General features: G+C 76.6%; 22 protein-coding genes. 13 read left to right on the top strand and 9 right to left on the bottom strand.

The features are described 5' to 3' along the window. Positions 1 to 18 precede the first annotated feature (18 nt). Positions 19 to 888: a hypothetical protein gene (locus tag ACI789_RS14820; RefSeq protein WP_457010149.1), complete on the bottom strand. Its 870-nt coding sequence runs from the start codon at positions 886 to 888 to the stop codon at positions 19 to 21. A gap of 98 nt (positions 889 to 986) precedes the next feature. Here ACI789_RS14820 and ACI789_RS14815 point away from each other — a divergent pair, with 98 nt between their 5' ends. Then, positions 987 to 1,556, top strand: coding sequence for a hypothetical protein (locus tag ACI789_RS14815; protein ID WP_457010148.1), 570 nt, complete (start codon positions 987 to 989; stop codon positions 1,554 to 1,556). A 29-nt stretch (positions 1,557 to 1,585) separates the two neighbouring features. Here ACI789_RS14815 and ACI789_RS14810 read toward each other — a convergent pair whose 3' ends face one another. Beyond that, positions 1,586 to 1,873: a helix-turn-helix domain-containing protein gene (locus ACI789_RS14810; protein WP_457010147.1), complete on the bottom strand. Its 288-nt coding sequence runs from the start codon at positions 1,871 to 1,873 to the stop codon at positions 1,586 to 1,588. Positions 1,874 to 2,113: 240 nt separating this feature from the next. Between ACI789_RS14810 and ACI789_RS14805 the strand changes: the two genes are divergently transcribed. From ACI789_RS14805 to ACI789_RS14790, 4 genes are all read left to right on the top strand, one after another. After that, positions 2,114 to 2,935: an SAF domain-containing protein gene (locus tag ACI789_RS14805; RefSeq protein ID WP_457010146.1), complete on the top strand. Its 822-nt coding sequence runs from the start codon at positions 2,114 to 2,116 to the stop codon at positions 2,933 to 2,935. After that, on the top strand, positions 2,935 to 4,227 hold the full coding sequence (locus ACI789_RS14800) for an AAA family ATPase (RefSeq protein WP_457010145.1): 1,293 nt from the start codon (positions 2,935 to 2,937) through the stop codon (positions 4,225 to 4,227). The genes ACI789_RS14805 and ACI789_RS14800 overlap by 1 nt, the downstream gene beginning before the upstream one ends. Before the next feature lie 125 nt (positions 4,228 to 4,352). After that, positions 4,353 to 5,732 (top strand): WS/DGAT/MGAT family O-acyltransferase, encoded by a 1,380-nt coding sequence (locus ACI789_RS14795; protein WP_457010144.1) that lies wholly within the window; start codon positions 4,353 to 4,355, stop codon positions 5,730 to 5,732. A 72-nt stretch (positions 5,733 to 5,804) separates the two neighbouring features. Further along, complete coding sequence (locus ACI789_RS14790) at positions 5,805 to 6,317, top strand: DUF6912 family protein (RefSeq protein WP_457010143.1); 513 nt, start codon at positions 5,805 to 5,807, stop codon at positions 6,315 to 6,317. Between the two features lie 20 nt (positions 6,318 to 6,337). On the opposite strand, the gene ACI789_RS14785 is transcribed toward ACI789_RS14790, so the two are convergent. After that, positions 6,338 to 10,573 carry an FtsK/SpoIIIE domain-containing protein gene (locus ACI789_RS14785; RefSeq protein ID WP_457010142.1) on the bottom strand — a complete coding sequence of 1,412 codons (4,236 nt, stop codon included), beginning with the start codon at positions 10,571 to 10,573 and terminating at the stop codon, positions 6,338 to 6,340. Positions 10,574 to 10,722: 149 nt separating this feature from the next. On the opposite strand from ACI789_RS14785, the gene ACI789_RS14780 reads away from it, so the two are divergent. After that, positions 10,723 to 11,016: a WXG100 family type VII secretion target gene (locus tag ACI789_RS14780; RefSeq protein ID WP_457010141.1), complete on the top strand. Its 294-nt coding sequence runs from the start codon at positions 10,723 to 10,725 to the stop codon at positions 11,014 to 11,016. A gap of 22 nt (positions 11,017 to 11,038) precedes the next feature. On the opposite strand, the gene ACI789_RS14775 is transcribed toward ACI789_RS14780, so the two are convergent. Next, the gene (locus ACI789_RS14775; protein ID WP_457010140.1) at positions 11,039 to 11,971 is read right to left on the bottom strand and encodes an MFS transporter permease; all 933 of its coding nucleotides are present in this window, start codon (positions 11,969 to 11,971) and stop codon (positions 11,039 to 11,041) included. After that, positions 11,968 to 12,411, bottom strand: coding sequence for a hypothetical protein (locus ACI789_RS14770; protein ID WP_457010139.1), 444 nt, complete (start codon positions 12,409 to 12,411; stop codon positions 11,968 to 11,970). Before ACI789_RS14770 ends, ACI789_RS14775 begins: the two co-directional genes overlap by 4 nt. Before the next feature lie 178 nt (positions 12,412 to 12,589). Between ACI789_RS14770 and ACI789_RS14765 the strand changes: the two genes are divergently transcribed. Beyond that, a complete protein-coding gene (locus tag ACI789_RS14765) occupies positions 12,590 to 13,099 on the top strand; it encodes a MaoC family dehydratase (RefSeq protein ID WP_456918640.1) in 510 nt (169 codons plus the stop codon). A 94-nt stretch (positions 13,100 to 13,193) separates the two neighbouring features. Here the strand turns inward: ACI789_RS14765 and ACI789_RS14760 are convergent, their stop codons facing one another. Beyond that, positions 13,194 to 13,619 (bottom strand): NUDIX hydrolase, encoded by a 426-nt coding sequence (locus ACI789_RS14760; protein WP_457010138.1) that lies wholly within the window; start codon positions 13,617 to 13,619, stop codon positions 13,194 to 13,196. Positions 13,620 to 13,691: 72 nt separating this feature from the next. On the opposite strand from ACI789_RS14760, the gene ACI789_RS14755 reads away from it, so the two are divergent. The 5 genes from ACI789_RS14755 (at position 13,692) to ACI789_RS14735 (ending at position 17,198) form a co-directional block, all read left to right on the top strand. Then, on the top strand, positions 13,692 to 14,315 hold the full coding sequence (locus ACI789_RS14755) for a DUF6758 family protein (RefSeq protein ID WP_456918642.1): 624 nt from the start codon (positions 13,692 to 13,694) through the stop codon (positions 14,313 to 14,315). A gap of 132 nt (positions 14,316 to 14,447) precedes the next feature. Next, on the top strand, positions 14,448 to 14,606 hold the full coding sequence (locus ACI789_RS14750; protein WP_456918643.1) for a hypothetical protein: 159 nt from the start codon (positions 14,448 to 14,450) through the stop codon (positions 14,604 to 14,606). A 7-nt stretch (positions 14,607 to 14,613) separates the two neighbouring features. Then, positions 14,614 to 15,354: a PH domain-containing protein gene (locus tag ACI789_RS14745; protein WP_457010137.1), complete on the top strand. Its 741-nt coding sequence runs from the start codon at positions 14,614 to 14,616 to the stop codon at positions 15,352 to 15,354. Next, positions 15,354 to 16,211 carry a PHP domain-containing protein gene (locus tag ACI789_RS14740; RefSeq protein ID WP_457010136.1) on the top strand — a complete coding sequence of 286 codons (858 nt, stop codon included), beginning with the start codon at positions 15,354 to 15,356 and terminating at the stop codon, positions 16,209 to 16,211. The genes ACI789_RS14745 and ACI789_RS14740 overlap by 1 nt, the downstream gene beginning before the upstream one ends. A gap of 126 nt (positions 16,212 to 16,337) precedes the next feature. Continuing rightward, positions 16,338 to 17,198, top strand: coding sequence for a RecB family exonuclease (locus tag ACI789_RS14735; protein ID WP_457010135.1), 861 nt, complete (start codon positions 16,338 to 16,340; stop codon positions 17,196 to 17,198). 1 nt (position 17,199) lies between these two features. On the opposite strand, the gene ACI789_RS14730 is transcribed toward ACI789_RS14735, so the two are convergent. Continuing rightward, on the bottom strand, positions 17,200 to 17,826 hold the full coding sequence (locus tag ACI789_RS14730) for a LysE/ArgO family amino acid transporter (protein WP_457010134.1): 627 nt from the start codon (positions 17,824 to 17,826) through the stop codon (positions 17,200 to 17,202). A 76-nt stretch (positions 17,827 to 17,902) separates the two neighbouring features. Between ACI789_RS14730 and ACI789_RS14725 the strand changes: the two genes are divergently transcribed. Further along, a complete protein-coding gene (locus ACI789_RS14725; protein WP_457010133.1) occupies positions 17,903 to 18,790 on the top strand; it encodes a LysR family transcriptional regulator ArgP in 888 nt (295 codons plus the stop codon). Here the strand turns inward: ACI789_RS14725 and ACI789_RS14720 are convergent. Next, positions 18,780 to 19,634 (bottom strand): oxygenase MpaB family protein, encoded by an 855-nt coding sequence (locus ACI789_RS14720; protein WP_457010132.1) that lies wholly within the window; start codon positions 19,632 to 19,634, stop codon positions 18,780 to 18,782. The two genes, ACI789_RS14725 and ACI789_RS14720, sit on opposite strands and share 11 nt — an antisense overlap. Next, complete coding sequence (locus tag ACI789_RS14715) at positions 19,631 to 20,560, bottom strand: alpha/beta fold hydrolase (RefSeq protein WP_457010131.1); 930 nt, start codon at positions 20,558 to 20,560, stop codon at positions 19,631 to 19,633. The genes ACI789_RS14720 and ACI789_RS14715 overlap by 4 nt, the downstream gene beginning before the upstream one ends. Positions 20,561 to 20,593 lie beyond the last annotated feature (33 nt).

Raw genomic sequence — 20,593 nt, 5'->3', positions numbered from 1 at the left:
GCTCGTGAGTCGGCGGGGTCATCGCGCGGGTGGGTGCAGGACCTGCCCGGGGAGGAGCAGGTCGGGGTCGGGGCCGATCACCGCGGCGTTGGCCTGCCACCAGGCGCGCACCGAGGCGGCGATCTCCGCGTCGCTCGGCTCGCGCGCCAGCGACGTGCGCAGGTCGCCGGCGGCGATCTGCCAGAGGCACTCGCCGCGGAGGACGACGCGGTCGCCGGGACCGGGCAGCGGCCAGTCGGGGGCGGGGTCGGAGGCGGTCGCCGCCGGGTCGGACGGCGCGTCCGGCGCGGACTGCGGGGATGGCGGGGACTGCGAGGGAGACGGCGCCGGCGTGGACGGCGCCGGCGTGGACGGCACCGGGGTGGACGGCGCCGGCGTGGACGGCGCCGGGGCCGGGGTGGCCGTCGGCCAGTCGGCCACCGGACCGGCGGAGGGCGCCGCCGGTGCTGCCCCCGTGGTCGGCCAGTCCGGGACCGGGCCCGCGGTGGCCGCAGCGAGCGCCAGCCCGGTACCGGGATGCGCGGGCGGGGTGGTGCAGCCGGCGACCACCGGCCCGGTCACCAGCCCGACCCCCAGGGCGAGCGCGGCCGCCCGGCGCAGGCCGGCCGGGAGCAGTCCGCGGGTCAGCGCCCGGGCGACGGAGCCGGCGAGCCCCGGGAGGCCGGACAGCGCGGTGAGCAGCAGGCCGAGCACACCCCAGGCCCAGATGGCCCAGGCGAGCACAGCGACCCCGGACAGCAGCAGGTGCTCCGGGCCGTGGGCGTCCACGACCCGCTGCACGTCCAGGCCACTCGAGAACAGCGGGGAGAGGTCCGGGGTGAGCGCGCGCAGGGCCGTGGCCACTGCGGCCATCCCTGCGGCGGTCGCCAGCAGGCGGCGGATCGACATGTCTCCTCCTCGACTCGGTCGGCGGAGACTAAATCAAGCAAACGCAATTAAACGCAAGAGTCAGCATGGATCTAGGCTGTGGGCAGGGGGTGGCGGTCATGCGCTGGCAGCAGTTGTTCGCCGATCTGCAGGCGGAGTTCGACGCGGCGGAGGTGGCGGCCGAGCGCGCCGAGGACGGCTCGCGTCGGCGCGCGGAGACGGGTGCGGTCCGGCTGGCCGATCGGCTCGCCGGTGCCCGGGGACGGTCGGTGGTCCTGCGCTGCCGCGGTGCGGGCGACGTCGCCGGCGTGCTCGCCGAGGTCGGCAGCGACTGGCTGCTCCTGGTGGACGACCGGCGCCGCGACGTCCTCGTCGCGCTCCCCGTGGTGCGGACGGTGACCGGCCTGGTGCGGACGACGGCGCCGACGGACTCCGCGGGATCGGTGCGTCCCCGGCTGGACCTGCGGCGGGCCCTGCGCGGGCTGGCCCGCGACCGCAGCGTCGTCCAGGTGGTCCTCGACGACGGGTCGACCCACGTCGGGACGGTGGACGCCGTGGGCGCGGACTTCGTGGAGATGGCCGAGCACGCGGCCGACGAGCCGCGGCGGGCGGCGGCGGTGCGCGGGGTCCGGGCGCTCGCGCTGCCGGCGGTCGCGGTGGTGCGGACCCTCGCTCCGGGTCTGGACTGAGCCGGCTCAGCGCCGGCGGGCGCGTCGGCTCAGCGCCGGCGGCGGCCTCCGCCGGCGGGGGCGGTGCTGTCGGCGTCCTGGGCGGTCTCGTCGTGCTCGACGGCCGCCGGTTCCTCCGGGACGGTGCCGCCGCGGGCCTCGGCGTACTTCTGCTGGATGAACCGCTCGAGCTCGTCGACCTCGACCCGCCACTGGCCCCGGCCACCGATCTGGATGGCGATGATCTCCTTGCGGCGGACCAGCGCATACGCCTGCGCCCACGAGACGTTGAGGATCTCGGCGACGTCGTCGAGGGTCAGGAAGCGCGGTGTGGGCATCGGGGTCTCCGTCCGGTCCCGCACAGTCTGGCAGCCCCGTCCGGGTGGCATGGGCGCCGTCCACACCCGATCGTGTGGACGGCGACTGCGCGCATCAGCGTTCATATCGCATCATCTGCGTTCGACCGTGGCCCACCGAGCTCGTCCACGGTTCGTCGCAGATCGGAGGAACCGCTGGCCGTGACTTCTGCGCGCCTCACCCCGTCCGCGCCGTCGACGGCCGATCCCGTTGCCGGGCCCGTGCCACGCCGGGTCCGCCCGCCGCGCTGGCTGGACCTGCGGCTGGTCCTCGGCGTGGTCCTCGTGCTGGGGTCGGTGCTGCTGGGTGCCCGGATCGTCACCGCCGCGGACGCCACGGTGCCGGTCTGGTCGGCGGCGGGCGACCTCGCCGCCGGCACGGTGCTCGCCGAGGCCGACCTCGTCCCCGTCGACGTCCGGCTCGACGAGGCCGCCGGGTCCTACCTCGCGACCTCGACCCGCCCGGAGGGGCGCACCCTCGCCCGCACCGTGCGCAGCGGGGAACTGCTCCCGCGGTCGGCGCTGGAGGAGCCGGCCGAGCTCGTCCAGCTCGCGCTGCCGGTCCAGGCGGGCTACGTGCCGCCGGGGCTGGTCCGCGGTCAGGTCGTCGACGTCTACGCCGTGAGCGACCCGGTCGCCGCGGCGCGGGACGACGAGGCCGGGGTCGCGCTGGTCGTCGAGGCGGCGCCGGTGCAGGCGGTGTCCGGTCGCAGCGAGGGCGTGCTGTCCTCCGCGACCACCACGGTGCAGGTCGTGGTGTCGGTGCCCACGGACGCGGCGCCGGAGGTCCTCGAGGCGATCGGAGGGCGTCCGCTCGTTGTCGTCGTCCACGAGTCCGTGGATGACGGTGGCCCGGCGGTCGCCGGGACGGACGACGAGGTGTCCGCGTCGGCGGATGCCGACCCGACGGAGTCCTCGCCGTCGCGGTCGTCCCGGACGTCGGGCTCCTCCGCGCCGAGTGCCGCCGGGGACAGCCGGACGTCGAAGGCGCGCGAGGCCGCTGCCGCGACCGGTCCGGGCAGCGCCGCGGAGCCGACGGACTGATGGCGCTGCAGGTCTTCACCGCCGTCACCGGAGCCGACTGGGAGTCGACGCTGGTCGGCGCCCTCGACCGGACCGACCACGGCGTCACCGTCGTCCGTCGCTGCGTCGACGTCTCGGAGTTGCTGGCCGCGGCGGCCACCGGGACGGGCCAGGCCGCGCTGCTGTCGGCGGACCTCCGGCGGCTGGACGGCGACGCGGTCGCCCGGCTGGCCGCGGCCGGTGTCGCGGTCGTGGGGCTGGTCGAGCCCGGCGACGACCGGGCGGCCGACCGGCTGCGCGCGCTCGGGGTCACCCACGTGCTGCCCGCCGACACGGAGCCCGACGCGATCGCCCGCGCGCTGCGCGAGGCGGTGACCGGGGGGCTCCCGGCCGGCCGCGACATCGCCGATCCGCGGGCCGCCCTGCCGGCGACGAGCCTGCCCGAGGAACCGGAGGGCCGGGCGCCGGGCCGGGGACGGGTCGTCGCGGTGTGGGGCCCCACCGGCGCCCCGGGCCGGACGACGGTCGCGGTGGGCCTCGCCGACGAGGCGGCCCGGCTCGACGTCCCGACGCTCCTCGTCGACGCCGACGTGTACGGCGGCGTGGTCGCCCAGGTGCTCGGACTGCTCGACGAGTCGCCCGGCCTCGCCGGTGCCGCGCGCCACGCGGTCGCCGGCACTCTCGACGAGGCCGCCCTGGCCCGCCTGTCCTGGGCGGTGCGCCCGCGACTGGGGGTGCTGACCGGCCTGGCCCGCGCCGACCGCTGGCCGGAGCTGCGCCCGCAGGGCGTCGCGGCCGTGCTCGAGGAGGCCCGCCGGGCGGCCGACCTGACCGTCGTGGACTGCGCGTTCAGCCTGGAGGAGGACGAGGAGCTCTCGTTCGACACCGCCGCGCCGCGCCGCAACGGCGTGACGCTGACCGTGCTCGAGGCCGCCGACACCGTGCTGTGCGTGAGCGGGGCCGACCCGGTGGCGCTGCAGCGCAGCATCCGGGCGCTGAGCGACCTGCGTGACGTCCTCCCCGACGTCGAACCGGTGATCGTGGTCAACCAGGTCCGGCGCGGCCCGGTGCCGGGCGACCCGCGCCGGGAGATCGCCGATGCCCTCGAGCGGTTCGCCGGACACGACGTGGCGTTCTTCCTGCCCGCCGATCGCCGGGCGACCGACGCGGCGCTGGCGGCCGGCCGCACGCTCGCCGAGGTCGCCCCCGCCTCGACCCTGCGCCGTGAGCTGCGGGCCCTCGCCGCGGCGGTCACCGGCGTGCCGGCGCCGCTCGACGCCCGGCGCTCCCGGCTCCGCCGCCGGGCCGGCTGACGTGGCCGGCACCGCGTGGTGAGCGGCGGCCGGGCGACCGGGGGCCCGGGCCGGAGGGCGTGCGCCGGTGGCCGGTCGACCGCGGCGCGTCGTAGCGTGACCTCCCGACCAGGAGGAGACCGACCGTGGAGCGCCTGACCACCCTGGACGCCTCGTTCCTCTACCTGGAGAGACCGGACAGCCCCATGCACGTCGCAGGGGTGCTGGTGCTCGAGCCTCCGCAGCATGGGCTGGAGGCCATCGCCGCCCTGGTCGAGGCGCGCCTGCCGCTGGTGCCGCGGTACCGGCAGCGGGTCCTGGAGGTCCCGGGTCACCTGGCCAACCCGGTCTGGGCCGACGATCCCGACTTCGACGTCGACTACCACGTGCGCCGCTCGGCGGTGCCCCGTCCGGGAACCGAGTCGCAGCTGCTGGACCTGGTGTCCCGGGTGACCGCGCGGCCGCTGGACCGGGGCCGCCCCCTGTGGGAGGTCTACCTCGTGGAGGGGCTGGCCGGCGGCCGGGTCGCGGTCATCACCAAGACCCATCCGGCGCTGGTCGACGGGCTGGGCACGGTCGACATCGGTCAGGTGCTCCTGGACTCCTCCCCGGACGCCGCGCTGCCGGAACCCGGACCGTGGCGGCCGCGGCGGTTGCCGAGCGGGGTCCGGCTGGTCCGCGAGGCGGTCGGTGAGTACGTGCAGCGGCCCACGGCGGTGGTCGACACCGCGCGGCAGGCGGTCGCCGACGTGCGCTCCACCGGCGTGCGCCTGACCAGCGCGGCGCGCGGCGTGGCCCGCACGGCCCGCTCGGCGCTGTTCCCGGCCCCGCACAGCCCGCTCAACGCCGCCAACGGCAGCCAGCGCCGGGTCGCGGTGGCCCGGGCGGCGCTCGACGACGTGAAACAGGTCCGCAAGGTCCACGGCGGCACGGTCAACGACGTCCTGCTGACGGTGGTCGCCGGCGCGCTGCGGGACTGGCTGCTCTCCCGCGGCCAGGCGGTCGTCGGCTCGACCTCGGTGCGGGCGCTGGTCCCGGTGTCCGTGCAGGGCGAGGGGGAGGAGGCGCCGGGCAGCCGGGTGTCGAGCTACCTCGTCGACCTCCCCGTCGGCGAGCCGAACCCGCGCGTCCGGCTCGCCCGGATCAGCTACGCCATGCGCGGGGTGAGCCAGCACAGCCGCTCGGTCGGCGCGGAGACGCTGATCGCTCTCACCGGGTTCGCCCCGCCGACCCTGCACGCCCTGGGCGCCCGGGCGGCGCGCGGCCTGACCCGGCGGATGTCCAACCTGGTGGTCACCAACGTGCCCGGCCCGCAGATGCCGCTGTACGCGGCCGGAGGCCGGATGCGCGAGGTCTTCCCCGTCATCCCGCTGGCTCCCGGCCAGGGGTTGTCCGTGGGCATCACCAGCTACGACGGTCATCTGTTCTTCGGCCTGAACGCCGACCGCGACAGCGTCGGGGACGTCGACGTCCTCGCCGACCTCCTCGAGCAGGAGATCGGCGTGCTGGTGGAGACCGCCGGCTGACCCTCGGGCGAACGGCCGCGGTCGGCGCCGGGATACCGTCGCGCAGTCCACCAGCGAGGAGGAGCCTGCCCGGTGCGCGTGTACCTGCCTGCGACGACGAGCGCCCTGAAGACCCTGGTGGACGACGGTCGCCTCGCCGGTCCGCACACCGCCTTCGCGGTCACCCCGCGGCTGCGCGCGTTCTACGCGCTCAGCGACGCCGAGGCGGATGTGGAGGAGCTCGAGTACGCCGCCCTCCTGGGGGCGGCCCGCGCGAGCCTGCGGCTGATCGACGTCGATCCGACCGCGGCGCGGCGCCGGGTGGTGGTCGCTGCCGACGTGCCCGACGCTGCGGTCTCCGAGGTCGACGACCCCGACGCCGACCCCGGCGCGGTGCGGGTGACCGGGGACATCGCCCTCCGCGACGTCGCCAGCGCCCACATCGACGGCGCCGACGCCGAGGACGACGTGCGCGCCGCGGTCAACGTCGTCCTCGAGGCGGACCTGGGCAGCGAGGACGCGCAGTTCGTCGTCGACCAGGCCGAGGGCCACGAGCTGGCCTGGTACGCCAGCCAGGAGATCGGCACGGTGCTGGAGCTGCTCTGACCCTCCCGCGGGCGCCGGTCTCACGCCGCGGCTCCGGCTCCTGCGAGGTCCGGCGTCCCGGCCGGTGACGCCAGACGCTGCCGAGCCACCTGGACCCGCTGGGGCACCCCGCCCGTGACCAGCCATCCCGACCCCGGTCGCTGGGGGACCGGGGTCCGGGGGAGTCGGATGCCCAGCAGGTCGGCGTCCCCGGGGGCGGGGCAGAGCAGCAGGCCGCCACGGCCCCGGCGCAGCGCCGGCACCGGCCCCCGGTAGACCGACGAGAGCTCCGCCGCCGTTCCCGCGACGAGGACGACGAGCCGGTCGGCTCCGGTGTCCGCGGCGATGGCCGTCAGCACCGGGCACTCGGCGACCGTGCCGAGGTCGTCGACCACGACCGCGCCGCGCGCGCCGTCCAGAGACGTCAGCCAGGACCGCCACCCCGCCACGTCCGAGTCGGCGATGCGGGTGTCGCCGCCATCCCCGGCGCCAGGCACGGCGGCTGCGCCTCGGACCACTCGGAGCACCGGCACCCCGGCGGTGGAGAGGTGGCGGGTGAAGGCATCGAGCGCGCTGCTGCGGCCGCTCCCCGGTGGGCCGGCCACGAGCAGCCCGCCCGTGGTGGCGAGATCGACGAGGAGCACGGCGCCCTCGTCCCCGCCCGGTCCCACCGGGAGGGGCAGGCCCGGACCGGCGGACGTGCGGGGCGTCGGCGGCAGCACCGGATCGGCCGGTAGTTCCGGCACCGACAGCGGCCGGCGTGCGCCCGCGGGAACCCGGTACGCCGCCGGCGGCGGCAGCTCGCGGGGGAGTGCGAGCTGGCACTCGACGGCGTCCTCGCCCAGCAGAGCCCGGCCCGGGGGCCGCCGGTCGGGGACGGCGCGGGCGGGGATGCCGGCGACGGCGTAGTCGGCGCGGTCGGGGAGGGGCAGCACCAGCCGGGTGCCGACGGCGCCGGCCAGCCGCCCGCCGGGCACGGCCCGGTCGGCGGTGAACAGGCAGGTCAGCCCCACAGCCGCGCCGTCGCGCAGCAGCCGGAGCAGTGCTGCGGCACCGCGGCCGGGCTCCGCCTCGTCGAGCTGGGCGCTGAGCGCCTCCACGCCGTCGACGAGCAGCACCAGGTTCGGCCACGGCGTCGGCGACGCCCCGGCGCGCCGCGCGGCCACCTCCTGACCCAGCCGGTCGAGCAGCCGGACGGTCCGCAGCGGGTCCTCGCCGCCGACCGCCGTCCCCGTGTGCGGCAGGCCCGCGACGCCGGCCGCCAGCGCTCCACCGCCGTGGTCGAGGACGTGGACGTGGAGCTCGTCGGGCGGGAGCGCCGCTACCGCCTCGGCGAGCACCGTGCGCAGGAACGTCGTGCGGCCGCTGCGGGCGCCGCCCACCGCCAGCCAGCTCCCGCCGCGGCCCAGGTCCAGGACCAGTGGTTCCTGCACCTGCCGGTCGGGACGGTCCAGGAGCCCGATCCGCAGCCGCGACGGGGCGTCCGTCTTCTCGGCGGGTGGACCGGCCGGCAGGTCCCGGGCGCGCAGGACCTCGGGCAGCGCGGGACACCACGGCCGGTGCGGACTCGGGGTGCCGGTCTCCGCCGCGTGCCGGGACAGCGCCGTGGCGAGCCTGGCCAGCTCCGACGGTCCGCCGGGCGGCTGCTCGACCGGTTCGGCTCCCGGGGACGGCCAGCGCAGCGTCCGCACCCGAGGGTCCTGCGACCGGGCGTCCGCGGCCGGTGCCGAGGGGCGCGCGGCCTGGAACAGGACCGGGGTGCCCGCACCGGCGCGCAGGAGCCCCCGCCCCGGGACGCCGACGGGAAGTCGGGCCGCGGCGGGCGTGCCGAGCACGTCCCTGGAGTCGGCCTCGTCCGTCGTCCGCAGGCAGATGCGCAGCGTGCAGTTGGCCTTGATCTCCGGGGAGACCACGCCTGCCGGGCGCTGGGTGGCCAGCACGAGATGGACACCGAGGGAACGGCCGCGCTGGGCGATGCCGACGAGCCCGGACACGAAGGAGGGCAGCTCCTCGGCGAGCCCGGCGAACTCGTCCACGACGATGAGCAGCCGCGCCAACGGCACCGAGTCGGGCAGGGCGGCGAGGTCCGTGGCGCCGTGTGCCGCCAGGAGAGCCTCCCGGCGGGTCAGCTCGGCGCTCAGCGACCGCAGCGCCCGGGCCGTCGACGATCCGTCGAGGTCGGTCAGCAGCCCCACGGTGTGCGGTAGCGAGGCGGCGTCGGCGAAGGCGGCGCCGCCCTTGTAGTCGATCAGGAGGAACGAGCAGCGGTCCGGCGGGTGGGCGAGGGCCAGGCTGGCGATCAGGGTCTGCAGCAGCTCCGACTTCCCCGACCCGGTGGTGCCGGCGACCAGCGCGTGCGGGCCGACCCGGCACAGGTCGACCGTGGCGAGCCCGGTGGCCGTGCGGCCCAGCGTGGCGACGAGGGAGTCCCGAGACCGCGACCACTCGCCGCGCACGACGCCGTCCTCGACCCGCAGGCCGGGGCGCGGCAGGCCGGGCAGCGACACCTCTCGGGGGAGCTCGTCCTCGGCGGCCGCCGAGGCGAGCCCGGCGAGGTCGCGGGCGAGCGCGGCGGCGACCCGCAGCGGCAGGTGGTCGACGGTCACCTGCACCGGGCCGGCGCTGCCGACCCGGTGCAGGAGCGCGCCCGTGCCCGTCTCCCCGGCCGACTCCAGGACGGCGTCGGCCGCGACCGGCAGCTGCTGCCTCGACGGCCCCGCAGCCAGGACGACGACCCCGGCCGGGCGGGCGGCGCGCAGCGCCGTGGCCAGCCGGGTACCCACCGGACGGTCGACGACGACCACCGTCCACCGGGAGGCCCCCGCGTGCGCTCCCGGGCCGGTGACGCCGCCTGCGGGGCCGCCGCGGGCGACCAGGCCGGCCAGCCACCGCAGCAGCGGGCCGTCGTCGTCGGCAGCTGGCGAGGCGCCGACCTGCACGTCGTCGTCGGCGAGGTGGGGCAGCCAGCGTGCCCACCTCCAGTCCCGGAGCCGGTGGTCGGAGGTGAGCAGAGCCAGGGTCAGGTCGCCCGGGGAGTGCAGCGCCGCCAGCTGCGCGACCACGCCGGCCACCACGCCCAGGACGCGGGCGCGCGGGCCGCTGACGCCCAGCCCGCCGGTCGCGGCGAGAGCGACGACCGCGGGGAGGTGCTCGGAGGTCACGGGTTCCCGGGTGCCGTCGGCGAGCACCCGCGTCACGGCGGTCGCGCCCGGGCCGGTGCCGACGCGGACGGTCAGCGCGTCGGCGTCGTCCCGTGACCGCCGCCAGAGCGCGGTCGTGCGGCGCCGTGCCGCGGTGGCGAGGGCGGCGAGGTCCGGGTGAGCCGACCCGAGCGCGAGCACGTCGGCGTGAACGGCCTCGGCGACCCGCTCCTCCGCCGCGCGCGAGGCCGCGGCGTGCTCGGCCGCCGCCCGTCGTCCGCCCCGCCGTCCGGTCCACCGGTCGGAGAGCCAGGTGCCGACCGCGACGACGGGACCGAGCGCGGTGAACACCAGGAAGTGAGGAGTGCCGAGCACCCAGGCGAGGACGATCCCGGCCACCACCGGCAGGGCGACGGCGGCCCAGGCCAGCGGTCGCCGCGGAGTGCGGACGGGGGGTGCCGGGAGACGGACCTCGACCGGCTGCCGGACCGGGTCCAGGCGCGGCTGGGAGCGCAGCCGCAGCCGTCCGCCGGGCGCCGGCTGCGCGGCCGCAGGAGGGTCCGTGGGGATGGCCGGCACCAGCGCGCTCGCCCCGATCCGCAGGACGGTGCCGGCGGGCCAGGGGCGGGGCCTCGAGCACAGCACCTCGTCGCCGAGCCGGCTGCCGTTGGTGGAGGCCAGGTCGGCCACCGCCAGACCTCCGGCGCCGACGTCGACGACGACGTGCCGCCGGGAGACGTCCGGGTCCTCCAACCGGACAGTGGCCTCCCCGCCACGGCCCACCACGTGCCGGCCGCGTGCCAGGGGGAGGGTCGTGCCCGCGTCGGGGCCGCCCACGACGTGCAGCTCCAGGGCGCTGGCTCGATCCGCCGCGGCACCGCGAGGACCGGCGCGGCCCAGCCCGAGCAGCGCGCCGTGCGCCAGCGCGGAGGAGGTCAGCGGGACGTCGCCCGCGAGGCGCGCGGAGCCGGCCCACAGCTCCGCCTCGGGCAGTCGCAGCGCCTCGGCGAGGGCGGGCAGCACGGCGCCCAGCCGCTCGTCGCCGGCCGCGGTGACCTCGACGTCCACCGTGCCGGCGGCGGTGACGAGGGACCAACGACGGGCCGCGGGCGGGGAGGACTCGAGACGGGGACGCACGCGTCGACCCTCACCGTCGGCCTGCCGGGAGCGGGCCGGGGCAGGACATCTGTGGACGGGCACCGGGCCTGTGGACGACGGAATTGGAGGTACCCGGCTGCGCCCTACCGTTCGCCGCGACCGGGACGGGCCCGGGTCGAGGAGGAGCAGTGAAGGTCGACATCGCCACCCTGCAGTCGATGGCCGGGCAGTGCCGGTCCGAGGCCGCCGAGAGCGCAGCGCGCCACGCCACGTTGTCGAGCAGCGTCAACGCGTCGGTCCTGGACGGCTGGACCGACAGCCAGGCCGCCGTGCGGTTCAGCGAGCTCTACGAGCAGTGGCGGCTGAGCGCGCAGGGGGTCAGCGACGCCCTCACCGGCATGGGCGGGCTGATCGAGAGCGTGGCCGCCTCGTACCAGCAGCACGAGGCGGATGTGGCCGCGCGGATCAGCGCGCTGCTGTGACGGCCGCCGGGAGGATGCGCGCTCAGGGCGCGGGGGCGCTGTCGGCGGGCACCGTGGCCGGCCCGCCGCGTCCGATCCGCCCGCGCAGCTCCCGTGCGGTGTCCGGCAGCCGCTCCCACGGGAGGATCGACAGGATCGCCACGCAGTGCGGCAAGAAGATGATCTTCACGCTGGCGAAGACGGCGACGTGGAAGCCGAGCAGGAAGACGACCAGGGCCACCCGCGCGCGGTTGGACCAGACCAGCAGCATGAGCGGGGCGAGGAACTCGAGGACGAGCATCGCCCACTGGGCGGCCACCAGCAGACCGGGGACCTCGAGCGTCCAGTCCGACAGGACGGTGCCGCGGCGCACGATCGCCCGGGCCAGCGTCGAGCCGGTGGCCCAGTCCCAGCCGCCGAACCGCATCTTCGCCCAGGCGGCCAGGAAGTAGGTGAGCATGACGGTCACGAAGACCGCGGCCATGGCGAAGCCGGCCGCCTCCGAGGAGCGGCGGTCGCGCCAGCGCACCCGCCCGATGGTCGGCAGCACCGCGAGCGCGACGAGGTAGGCGATCCGGTCGTGGTCCACCTTCCCGTAGCTCATCGCGATGACCATCCACTCGAAGTAGAGGAGGAACACCGCGGTGCCCAGCAGGCGGGGCGCTCGCCCGGTGGCCGCCGCCAGCGCCGCGGCCACGAGGGCCCACTGCACGACGTGCACCACGGTGGACGTGGGGACAGGCAGCGGGAGGAGCTGGCCGATGGTGAGCGGCTGGTAGTACTCGGTCGGGACGTCGGCGTGCGCGCGCACCCACGCCGTGGTCAGGAAGACGTCGACCGGGACGAACAGGTAGGCGATGGTCCGGAAGACCGCGATCCGGGCCAGCGGCACGGGCCGGAACCACCAGCCGTGCCGGCCGGCTGCCACCCGGGAGTCGCCGGCCGGCTGGGAGCCGGGGGAGGAGGTGGCGCTCACGGGGTGCCCTCCAGGTCCTGGGCGACGAGGACGCTGTCGGTGACCTCGCCGGTCTGGCGGCCGCCCTCGAGCTCGTAGCGGCGCTGCACGACCCGCACCTCGACCAGCGGCTCGGCGTCGGGGTGGTGGGCGGCGTAGGTGCCGGCCAGCAGGGCCAGCAGCTCCGGCTCGTCCACGAGGCGGGGCAGCTGCCCCTCGAACTCGGCCCGGCGCAGCCCCACCTCGCCGCCGGAGAGGCGGACCTCCACGCCGTCGGCGGTCATCCCGACCACGCGGGTGGAGACCACCGGACGGTCGGGGTCGGCCCGGGTCGAGTACATCTTGAACGGGCCGAAGGGGAACGAGGCGTCGGATCCCCAGACGGAACCGGCCAGCAGCACCAGCAGCACGGCGGCGGCGGCCGTGAGCCGGACCAGCCGGCCGGCGGGGGAGAGCGTCACGACGCCGGCCTCCCCGGGATCACGAACGGGGGGAGCCGGTGGCACCCGCGCATCGTAGGATCGGCGCCCGTCCAGATGGGTCACCGACGCGGCGTCGTGGGCAACTGGCCCCTCGCTCGCGGAGGCCCTCCCGTCGTCGTCCGGGTCCCGCCGTCAGCGTCGACACCGGAGGACGTCCATGCAGTTCGGTCGGTACTACGAGGAGTTCGAGGTCGGGGCCGTCTACAAGCACTGGCCCGGCAAGACCGTCACCGAGTACGACGACCACCTGTTCTGCCTGATCACGATGAACCACCACCCGCTGCACCTGGACAGCCACTACGCGGCGGAGACCACCGACTTCGGCAGGAACGTCGTGGTCGGCAACTACGTCTACTCCCTGCTGCTGGGCATGAGCGTCCCCGACGTCTCCGGCAAGGCCATCGCCAACCTGGAGATCGAGTCGCTGCGGCACGTGGCGCCGACCTTCCACGGCGACACCATCTACGGCGAGACGCGCGTGCTGGACAAGACCGAGTCGCGGTCCAAGGACGACCGCGGCGTCGTGCACGTCGAGACCGTCGGCTACAAGCAGGACGGCACCGTCGTCTGCACCTTCCGGCGCAAGGTCATGGTGCCCAAGCGCTCCTACGGCGAGGCCCGGGGCGGCGAGCAGCCCGGGCGCCCGGAGCCGACGCCCCGCGGCTGAGCGCCGCGCGCGCACGCCCCGCCGTGGGCCTGCCGCGAGTGCACGCCCCGCGACGCAGGCGCCCGCGCTCGTGTCGCGCGGCGGAGGCGCGTGGTCAGGAGGGCAGCGCGCCCCAGCCGGCCAGGGTCTCGACCAGCCGCGGGGTGCACCGCAGCGCCGCCAGTTCAGCGGCGTCGGCGAAGGCGACGGCGTCCGCGTCGTCCCCAGCCACGGGGACGGCGTCGGGGTCGACCAGGGTGCAGGCGAGGTCGACGACGTCGTAGACGACGCCGGCGCCCGGGACGCGGACCCGGCCGACCGGCGCACCCGCGCGCACCCGGAGGCCGGTCTCCTCGAGCACCTCCCGCTCGACGGCGGCCTCGGGCGTCTCCCCGGGCTCGACGCGTCCCCCGGGCACCGACCACAGCCCCCGGCTGGGCTCGTGACCGCGGCGGATGAGCAGCAACCGACCTCGCGCGTCGTGCACCACGGCCCCGACGCAGGCCACCACAGTTGGCGCGGGATCGTTCGGGGAGGACACGCCCGCACGGTACGCAGCGCCGTCGGTGCCAACGCTTGACGAACCCCTCCGGTCACAGGACGGTGATGCGCGATGACTGCCACCACGGTCTGTCCCCGGTGCGGTGAACGACTCGTCGTCCGCCCGGGGAACTCTGGCCAGGCCTGGTGCCACGTGCACGGCGCGGTGACGCCGCTGCACCACACGCTGCTGGTCGCGCACGACGCCATCGCCGCGGTCACCGCCGACGCCCGCGTCCCGGCCTGGGTGCCCGACCCCATGCCGTCGGGCTGGTCGGTCACCGGGCTGGCGTGGGGCGGGGAGCCCGGGGCGCGCGCGATCGTCGTGGACTGTGCCGGACCGGCCCCGCTGGGTGGCTCCGCCGAGCTGGTGCTCATCGCCGAGGAGCCGGGCACCGGTGTGGGCTGCGGCTACGCGGGCCTGCCCGGCCCCGATCCCGGTGACGTCCTCTCCGGACCCTCCTCGGCCGACGTCAAGGCCGCCGGTCAGCACGCGCCGCTGTGGGCCGTGCCCACCTCCGACGACCGCGCGGCCTTCGTCGGGGAGGCCTTCGGGGTCTGGTTGTGGCTGGTCATGTGGCCGATGTCGGCCGCCTGGCTGCTGGCCGAGCAGCTGGAACTGCTCGACCTGCGCGAGCGGCTGTACCCCGATCTGCCGCTCGGCCCGCCGAGCGAGCACCTGCTGCCGGGGCCGTGACGGACCGGACCGGACCGGCCGCAACCCCGGCGGCGTGTCCCGGGAGGGAGTCGTGAGGCGTGTGTTACCCATGGTGCTCGCCGCTGGGGCACCCCCGTCCCGGCGCTCCGCACAGCACCCACGGAGGTGACGGTGAACCTCAAGAAGGTCCTCACCTGGCTGGTCGTCGCCTTCGTCCTCTTCTACATCATCCAGGCTCCCGAGAGCTCCGCGGAGATCGTGCGCACCGCCGGTCACGCCCTCGGCGACGCAGCGTCGTCCCTGGCCGACTTCGTCGGGTCGCTGATCTAGCCGGGACATGACCGGCCCGGCACCCCGGCCCACCAACGGCCGCCGGCCCAGGTGGAGCAAGGACACCGACAAGTTCACGCTCCCGCAGGAGCGCCCGCCGGTGGTGGCCACCCGGCGGCACTGGGCGGTGCTCGTCGAGCCGCTGGCCAAGTCGCTGCCCGCGCTGGTCGTCGGCGGCTGGCTGCTGCTGTGGGGGGCCGGCCACATCGGCACCGCGAACGCCGACCGCGACAACCAGGTCGCCACCACGACCGGCTTCCTGGTGCTCGTCGGCGCGCTGGTCTACCTCGGCCTGCGCATCGGGGAGTGGTACATGCGGCACTTCATCGTCACCAACCGGCGGGTGCTGCTGACCAGCGGGATCGTCGTCCGCACCGTCGCCCTGCTGCCGCTGCGGCGGATCACCGACCTCACCTACCGGGAGACCCTGGTCGGTCAGCTGCTGGGCTACGGCACGTTCCGCTTCGAGTCCGCGGGCCAGCAGCAGGCACTGGCGGAGATCACCTACCTGCCGCACGCCGACCAGCTGTACCGCAAGGTGAGCGACCTGCTCTTCGGCGGCGGCGGTGCCGCGTCCTCCGGGGACGACGAGGGCGAGCCGGAGCCGCCGTCGTCCCCGCCCCCGCCCACGCCGAGGGGCCCGCGCGCCGCCCCGGACGACGGACGGCGCGACACCGAGCCGATCCCGCGGGCCCGCCCGTCGCGCCGCCGCGTCGCCGGACGGCGGGTGCGGCAGGCTGACCGGTGATGCGGATCGACCTCCACACCCACTCGTCGGTCTCCGACGGCACCGAGCGCCCAGCCGAGCTCCTCGCCACCGCGCACGCCGCGGGCCTGGACGTCGTCGCGCTCACCGACCACGACACCACGGCGGGCTGGGCCGAGGCCGCGGCCGCCCGCCCCGCCGGGATGACCGTCGTCCCCGGCATGGAGCTGTCCTGCCGCTGGTTCCCCGCGGCGGCGCCGCCGATCAGCGTCCACCTGCTGGCCTACCTGTTCGACCCGCAGCACCCCGGGCTGGCGCAGGAGCGGGCGCGGCTGCGCACCGAGCGGCTCGGCCGCGGGGAGCGCATCGTGACCGCGCTGGCCGAGGCAGGCTTCCCGGTGGCCTGGGACCAGGTCGTCGAGCGATCCGGGGGCGGCGTCGTCGGCCGCCCGCACGTGGCGCGGGCGCTGGTCGACGCCGGTGTCGTCGAGTCGGTCGACCACGCCTTCGCCACGCTGCTGCACCACCGCAGCCCCTACTACGTGGCCAAGGCCGACACCGACGTGCTCGACGGCATCGCGCTGGTGCGGGCCGCCGGCGGGGTGCCGGTCTTCGCGCACGGCCTGGCCACCAAGCGGGGACGGGTGGTCGGCGACGAGGCGATCGCGCAGATGGTGGCCGCCGGGCTGCTGGGCCTGGAGGTCGACCACCCCGACCACGACCCCGACGAGCGGGCGCACCTGCGCGGCCTGGCCGGCGAGCTCGACCTGCTGGTGACCGGCTCCAGCGACTACCACGGGACCAACAAGACGACGCCGATCGCCGCGTGCACCACCGCGCCGGAGCAGCTCGAGGCGATCCTGGCCGCCGGCACCGGCGTCCCGCCGTACCGGGACTGACGCGGGGGCGCCGGCCGGACGCCGCAACCACGCCGGCCGGACGCCGCAACCACGCCGGCACCGCGTCCGAACCACGCCGTGCCGCGGTGCGCCGAGCCGTCGCTGCCCGCGGCTAGCGTGGCGGGTGTGGGAGGCACGCAGCTGGAGATGCCGGGCATGCCGCGACGGCTGTTCCCGGCCACGCCGAGCAAGCTGGCGACCTTTGCCGACTGCCCCCGCCGGTACCGGTACGCCTACGTCGACCGGCCGACGCCGCAGAAGGGCCCGGCCTGGGCGCACAACTCGGTCGGGTCCGGGGTGCACGCGGCGCTGCGCTCGTGGTGGGAGCTGCCGCTGTCGAAGCGCACAGCGGTCTCGATCCGGCAGCTGCTCTACTCGGTCTGGTCCCCGGCCGGGTTCCGGGACGCCGAGCAGGCCGACCGCTGGCGGGCGCGCGCGGCCACCTGGCTCACCGACTACGTGGGCGGGCTGGACCCGGCCGACGAGCCGGTCGGCACCGAGCGGCAGGTCGCGGCCACCACCGAGCGGCTGGCGCTGTCCGGCCGCGTCGACCGGATCGACCAGCGGGGGGACGAGCTGGTGATCGTCGACTACAAGACCGGCCGGGTGCCCAGCACCGACGACGAGGCCCGCGGATCACCGGCGCTGGCCGCTTACGTGCTCGGTGTCCGCCGGACGCTGCGCCGGCCGTGTCGCCGGGTGGAGCTGCACCACCTGCCCAGCGGCACCGTTGCCGCGTTCGAGCACACCGAGCGCTCGCTGGCCAACCACGTCCGGCGCGCGGAGGACGTCGCCGCCGACATCGGCGCGGCGACCGCGGCGCTGGACGAGGGGCGGGACCCGGACGAGGCGTTCCCCGCCGCTCCGGGCCGGCAGTGCGGCTGGTGCGACTTCCGGCCCAGCTGCCCGGTCGGCCAGGCGGCCACCCCGGCGCGGGAGACCTGGAGCTTCCTCGCCGAGGAGGAGACGCAGGTCGCTCCGGCCTGACTCAGCCGCCCTGGACGCCGCGCACGGCCAGTGAGACCGCCAGCGAGAGCATCACGACGGCGATCCCGGCGTCGAGCACCCGCCAGGCGGCGGGCCGGGCGAACACCGGCCGGAGCAGCCGGGCTCCGTAGCCGAGGCCGATGAACCAGACCGCGCTGCCGGCCGCCGCGCCGGCGGCGAACCACCAGCGGAGGTCGTCCCAGGTACCGGCCAGGGACCCGAGCAGCACGACGGTGTCCAGGTAGACGTGCGGGTTCAGCCAGGTCAGCGCCAGGCAGGTGGTCACGGTGACGACCAGGCCGGCCCGGCGGCCAGCGGCCTCGGTGACCAGCGCGGCCGGACGCAGCACCCGCCGGGCGGCCATGAGCCCGTAGACGAACAGGAACGCCGCCCCGGCGAAGCAGACGACGGTCAGCAGCGCCGGCAGCCGGGAGACCAGCGCGCCGGCACCGGCGGTCCCGGCGGTGATCAGGGCGACGTCGGAGAGCAGGCAGATGGCGACGACGGCGGTCACGTGTTCCGACCGCAGGCCCTGCCGCAGCACGAACGCGTTCTGCGCGCCGATCGCCACGATCAGGGACAGGCCGAGGCCGAGGCCGGAGACGGCGGCCAGCAGTGCGGGGGACACGGACGGACGGTAGGCGGACCAGCGCCATAAGCGCCCACGGAGTTCCTGCAGAACCTGAAGCCGCTCTAATGGCGTCGTGGACCTCGACCTCGCCCACCTGCGTGCCCTGGAGGCGACCGTCACCGCGGGCACCCTCGACGGCGCCGCCCGCGCGCTGCACGTCACGCCGAGCGCGATCAGCCAGCGGCTCAAGGCGCTGGAGGCGGCCACCGGGCGGGTGCTGCTGGTGCGCAGCAAGCCGGTGCGGGCCACCGAGTCCGGGCAGGCGGTGCTGCGGCTGGCCCGGCAGGTGGCGCTGCTCACCGCCGACGCCACCCGGGAACTGGCCGACGACGGCACGACCGGGCCCGTGACCCTCCCGATCGCGGTCAACGCCGACTCGCTGGCCACCTGGGTGCTGCCGGCCCTCGCGCCGCTGTCCGGCGACCTCGCCTTCGACCTGCACCGCGAGGACCAGGAGCACACCGCCGCGCTGCTGCGGGACGGCCGGGTGATGGCCGCCGTCACCGCCGATCCCGACCCCGTGCCGGGCTGCACCGCGACCCGGCTGGGCAGCATGCGGTACCGCCCGATGGCCACCGCGGCGTTCGCCGGGCGGTGGTTCCCCCACGGGGCGACCGAGCAGGCCCTGTCCCGGGCGCCGGTGGTGGTCTTCGACCGCAAGGACGACCTGCAGTACCGCTACCTGCGCGGCCGGGGGATCGACGCGGGGCAGCCCCCGGTGCACCACGTGCCCGCGTCGGCCGACTACGTCACCGCCGTCCGGCTGGGGTTCGGCTGGGGCATGGTGCCCGCGCAGCAGGAGCCGGCCGGGGAGCTGGTCGAGCTCGACCCGGACGGCGCGGTGGACGTCGTCCTGCACTGGCAGCAGTGGAAGCTGCGCTCGCCGTCGCTGGACCGGGTCGCCGCCGTGGTCCTCGCCGCCGCTCGCCGGACGCTCGACCAGGCCGCCGTCACGCGCTGACGGGTTCGGCCTGCGCGACGCGCTCGTACGCCGCCCAGACGATGGGGGAGCGCTGGACCCGCTGCGGCAGCCGCAGCATGCCCAGCCGGAACGCCCGCAGGGCGGCCGTCGCGGCCGGGTCGGTCACCCCGAGCCCGGGCAGGGAGTACATCCGGCGCGCCCACCGCGGCAGGGTGGCCACCGCGAGCGAGGCGAGCGAGCCCCAGGCCGGGCGCGCGGGGGTCAGGAACCGCACCCACGCCGGCATCGGCGGGGCGAGCACGAGGCGGACCGCGTCGCGCGCGGCCGGGGTGGGCGCGAGCGCCGGGCGGACGTCGGCGAAGTACCCGGCCAGCGCGTCGACCGTCCCCGGCACGTCGTCCTCGGCGCACCCGACCAGGACGGCGGCGGTCACCTGCTCGGCGACGTAGCGGTCGGCGTCCGCGCCGCTGACCACGCCGGCGCGGCGGGCGACGTCGAGCAGCGAGTCGACCTCGCAGCAGTGCACCCACAGCAGCAGGTCGGGGTCGTCGACCCGGTAGGCGCGGCCGTCGACGGCCCCGCCCAGCCGGCGGTGGATGCCGCGGACCCGCCGCACCGCGCGCACCGCCTCGGCGCGCGTGCCGAAGGTGAGCGTGTCGACGTACGCGGCGGTGCGGACCAGCCGCGGCCACGGGTCCTCGCGGAAGAGGGAGTTGGTGGCGACGCCGTCCATCGCGACGGGGTGCAGGGCCTGCAGCAGCAGCGCGCGCAGCCCGCCGACGGAGAACACCGGGTCGGCGTGCACCCGCCAGGTCACGCTGCCGGGACCGAAGAACCCGAGCAGGTCCTCCTCCGGCGTCCAGTCGCGGGCCGAGAGCCTCACGACGGGGTTCCGGTCCGGGTGGCCACCGCGGCCCAGAACTGGACGAAGACCTCCAGCGTCCGCGACGGGTTCTCGATGGCGGGGGAGTGGACGGCGCCGGGGACCACCGCGTAGCGGGCGCCCAGCCGCCGGGCCATGTCCTCCTGCGCGGCCGGCGACCAGGCGTCGTCCGCGGCGCCGTGTACGACGAGCACCGGGACGCCGGTGGCGGCCAGCTCGGCGACCCGGTCGGGCTCGGTGGTCATCGCGTCGGCCATGCCGCGCAGCCCGGCGGCGCTGTTGGCGAGGAACCGGCGGGAGAGGAACGCCCGGGTGGGCGCCGGCACCGCCTGCGCCCGGGGGTCGGTCATGGCCAGCTGCTCGAGCGTCTCGTTCACCAGCGGGACCCCGCCGGCGTCCAGCAGCGGGGACAGGTGCTCAAGCAGGTCGGCCCGCGGCCCGGTCAGCCGAGCGGGTCCCGAGCCGAGCAGGGTCAGCGAGGCGAACAGCGCCGGGTCGGCCAGTACGGCGGCCCGGCTGACCAGCCCGCCGAAGCTGTGCCCGACCAGGTGCAGCCCGGCCCGCGCCTCGTCCGCCAGCGACCGGCCCACGGCCACGACGTCGGCGGCCAGCTCCGCCACGGTGTAGCGCGCCGGGTCGTCGGGACCGGGCGACTCGAACTGCCCCCGTTGGTCCAGGGCGACGACCCGGTACCCCTCCGCGCACAGCGGCCGCAGCAGGGGCGCGAAGTCCTCCTTGCTCCCGGTGTACCCGGCGACCATCAGCACGGTGCCCCGCTCGCCGTCGTTGCCGGTGTCCAGCGCGGTCAGCGGCCCGGCGCCGCCGGGGAAGGTGCGGTGGTGCGCGTCGTGCTCGGCCAGTTGCCGCAGGTCGTCCGGGGCGATGGAGAGGGGAGCGCTGTGGTCGGGGCCGCCGGGCATCACCATGCCCCAGTCATACCCCGGCGCGAGCCGGGGGCG

The sequence above is a fragment of the Geodermatophilus sp. SYSU D00965 genome (assembly GCF_054050075.1).
This window is presented reverse-complemented; position numbering and strand designations above follow the sequence as displayed.

Bases quoted from the DNA above. Each gene is read 5' to 3' on its own strand.
- ACI789_RS14820 (WP_457010149.1), bottom strand. From the start codon at position 888: ATGTCGATCCGCCGCCTGCTGGCGACCGCCGCAGGGATGGCCGCAGTG.
- ACI789_RS14815 (WP_457010148.1), top strand. From the start codon at position 987: ATGCGCTGGCAGCAGTTGTTCGCCGATCTGCAGGCGGAGTTCGACGCG.
- ACI789_RS14810 (WP_457010147.1), bottom strand. From the start codon at position 1,873: ATGCCCACACCGCGCTTCCTGACCCTCGACGACGTCGCCGAGATCCTC.
- ACI789_RS14800 (WP_457010145.1), top strand. From the start codon at position 2,935: ATGGCGCTGCAGGTCTTCACCGCCGTCACCGGAGCCGACTGGGAGTCG.
- ACI789_RS14765 (WP_456918640.1), top strand. From the start codon at position 12,590: ATGCAGTTCGGTCGGTACTACGAGGAGTTCGAGGTCGGGGCCGTCTAC.
- ACI789_RS14755 (WP_456918642.1), top strand. From the start codon at position 13,692: ATGACTGCCACCACGGTCTGTCCCCGGTGCGGTGAACGACTCGTCGTC.
- ACI789_RS14745 (WP_457010137.1), top strand. From the start codon at position 14,614: ATGACCGGCCCGGCACCCCGGCCCACCAACGGCCGCCGGCCCAGGTGG.
- ACI789_RS14740 (WP_457010136.1), top strand. From the start codon at position 15,354: ATGCGGATCGACCTCCACACCCACTCGTCGGTCTCCGACGGCACCGAG.
- ACI789_RS14715 (WP_457010131.1), bottom strand. From the start codon at position 20,560: ATGGTGATGCCCGGCGGCCCCGACCACAGCGCTCCCCTCTCCATCGCC.